General features: G+C 51.4%; 2 protein-coding genes. Both read right to left on the reverse strand.

The features are described from left to right. Positions 1-93: 93 nt before the first annotated feature. A complete protein-coding gene (istB, locus tag MHM87_RS19730) occupies positions 94-837 on the reverse strand; it encodes an IS21-like element helper ATPase IstB (protein WP_239260861.1) in 744 nt (247 codons plus the stop codon). A gap of 11 nt (positions 838-848) precedes the next feature. After that, complete coding sequence (istA, locus tag MHM87_RS19735; RefSeq protein ID WP_239260863.1) at positions 849-2,372, reverse strand: IS21 family transposase; 1,524 nt, start codon at positions 2,370-2,372, stop codon at positions 849-851. Positions 2,373-2,601: the final 229 nt, after the last annotated feature.

Below are 2,601 nucleotides of genomic sequence, written 5' to 3' on the forward strand. Positions count from 1 at the left end.
TGCGTATTCCGATTTACTTGAACACTCATTCCGGTTTTATTTGAACACCTCAGATCAACGCATCGTTGGCTAGTCGATTTTTACCTTAAGTGTTCAAGTGGCGTCAACGGTCGCCAGTGTTTTTCGCATTGATTCCCCTTTTAGTTTGATCCGGTGAGCGTTGTGCATCAGGCGGTCGAGGATGGCGTCAGCCAGCGTGTTATCGCCGATGGATTGATACCATTGGTCGGTGGGTAACTGGCTGATGAGGATAGTTGAGCTGCTTCCGTGGCGGTCATCCATGATTTCCATCAGGTCGTTGCGCTGAGCCGCCTTTAACGGTTCAAGGCCCCAGTCATCCAGGATGAGCAGGTTAAGTTTTGCCAGGCTTTTGAGCTTCTTGCTGTACGTGCCATCCGCTTTGGCTTGGGTGAGTTCCATCAGCAGACGACTCACCCGGTAGTATTTCACCGTGTGGCCTTTAAGGCAGGCGGTGTTTGCAATCGCGCAGGCGATATAGGTTTTCCCGGTGCCACACGGCCCGGTGAGTAACAGGTTTTGTTGCCGTTGTAGCCAGTCGCATTGCAGTAACCCTGTCATCACACTTTTTTGCAGTCCGCGCGGATGCTGATAGTCGATGTCATGGGCGTTGGCCGCGAGTTTCAGTTGCGCCTGTTTAAGCAGGCGCTGTTGCTTACGGTTGTCCCGTTCATGGATTTCCTGGTCGGTCAGCAGTTGCAGGCGTTCGGCGAAGCATAAGTCCTGATATTGGCCCGGTTGTTCCAGTTGCTGACTCAGGGCTTTAGCCATGCCGCTGAGTTTGAGTTGGTGCAGTTGTGACAGTGTGGTGGTTAGCATGGATTTTCTCCTTAGTGGAAGCTCTGTGGGCCACGGATATTCTCGTGGTGTTGAGGGAGTGTCAGGGTGTCCTGGCTGGATTCACTGATGAGCTTGTCCTGATTGCTGTTTAAGATGTCTTTGAGCTGTTGCAGGCGATAGAGCTGATGCTGATTAGCCAGTTTGCAGGCCGTATTGAGCCGCTGCGGCGGATGCTGACTGGCCAATCGCAATGCACCCAGACAGACGCGGAACGCCTGTTGAGGATGCGGTTTGCGTTTAAGCTGGGCTTTCACCCAGACAAGCACGTCATCACCGATGTCCTTGGCCCAGTTCATCAGGCTGCCTTCGCTCACCTTATGGTAATGCTGATGTTGTGCAGGCATGTGTTGCGGCGTGGTGGTAAAGCCATAACGGTCATTGCGTGGATGGCTGGCCACACGTTTGCCCTGGAAGTAGATTTCTACCAAGCGTGGCTTTGCGTGGAGTTCTACCCGTTCACTCACCAGTTGATGCGGCACCGAGTACAGGTGATTCTCGTACTGCACATGGTAATCGATGTTCACTTTAGCCTGGCGGATGTCGGTGTATTCATAGGCATGGCGCGGCAGTGGTTTTAATGCAGGCTTATCGAGTTCGTCGAACCACTGCTGACGTGTGCCTGTCATTTGTTTGAACGGTTTATTGTTCACCTCTGTCAGCAAGGCTCGGATACACTGGTTCAGCTCATACAGCGAGAAGAAGGTATGATGGCGAAGCCGGGCTAATATCCATCGTTCGATGATTTGCACACCCACTTCGGCCTTGGCTTTATCTTTGGGTTTGTACGGTCTGGCAGGCACGATGGCCGTATCATAATGAGCCGCTAGTTGCTGATAGGCTGGGTTGATATCCGGGTCGCTTTTACAGGCTTTGGTGACGGCACTTTTTAAGTTATCCGGCACTACTATGGCGGGTACGCCACCGAGATACTCAAACGCCCGCACATGACTGCCCAGCCAGTCTTGTAAGCCCTGTGTCCAGGTCGCTTCAGCGTAGTAATAACTGCTCGCGCCCATGGCCGCGACGAAGATTTGCGCGTGTCGGATTTCGCCTGTTTGTGGATTCACGACAGGCATGGTTTGCCCCGCATAGTCCACGAACAATACTTCACCCGCCCGGTGATGCTGGCGCATCGAACGGCGCTGTTTCTTCAGCCAGTGCAGATAACGGTCGCAGAACTGAGAGTAACTGTAACAACGATTAGGGTATTGCTGTGTGTATTCTTCCCACAGCAGCAGTTTGGTTACGCCTTTACGGCTCAACTGCTTGCGCAAGTCTGCCCAGTCTGGCTCCTGAAATCGCTTGGCATGACGGGTATCGGCTTGCGGGTAAAAGAGTCGGGCCAACTGGGTATCATCCAGTTCATCTGGCAACGGCCAGGATAAGTTCATGGACTTGGCTTTGCTGAGCAGTGTTTGAATACTGCCGACACTGACTTTGGTGCTGCGATGAATCTCGCGGATACTCAATTCCGCCGAGAAATGCAGCCTTAAAACCTCTCTGATTTTACGCATTGTAATCCTTTTCAAACCTAACCCTCACTCGCCAACGAAAAGTCAGTGGTTAAGTTATCAAATTAATAGTGATTTCAATGCGTTGAAATGATTCCGGTGTACTTGAACACCGATTCCGGAAATAAGCCCAAAACTGTACTAAATAAATCCGGAATCAGTGTTCAAATAATTCCAGAATAGGTGTTCAAGTGTTTCCAGAATCGCTGTTCAGATCAGGCCGGAATATGCA

The sequence above is a fragment of the Alteromonas sp. Cnat3-28 genome, from assembly GCF_022348265.1.
Lineage (GTDB): Bacteria > Pseudomonadota > Gammaproteobacteria > Enterobacterales > Alteromonadaceae > Alteromonas > Alteromonas macleodii.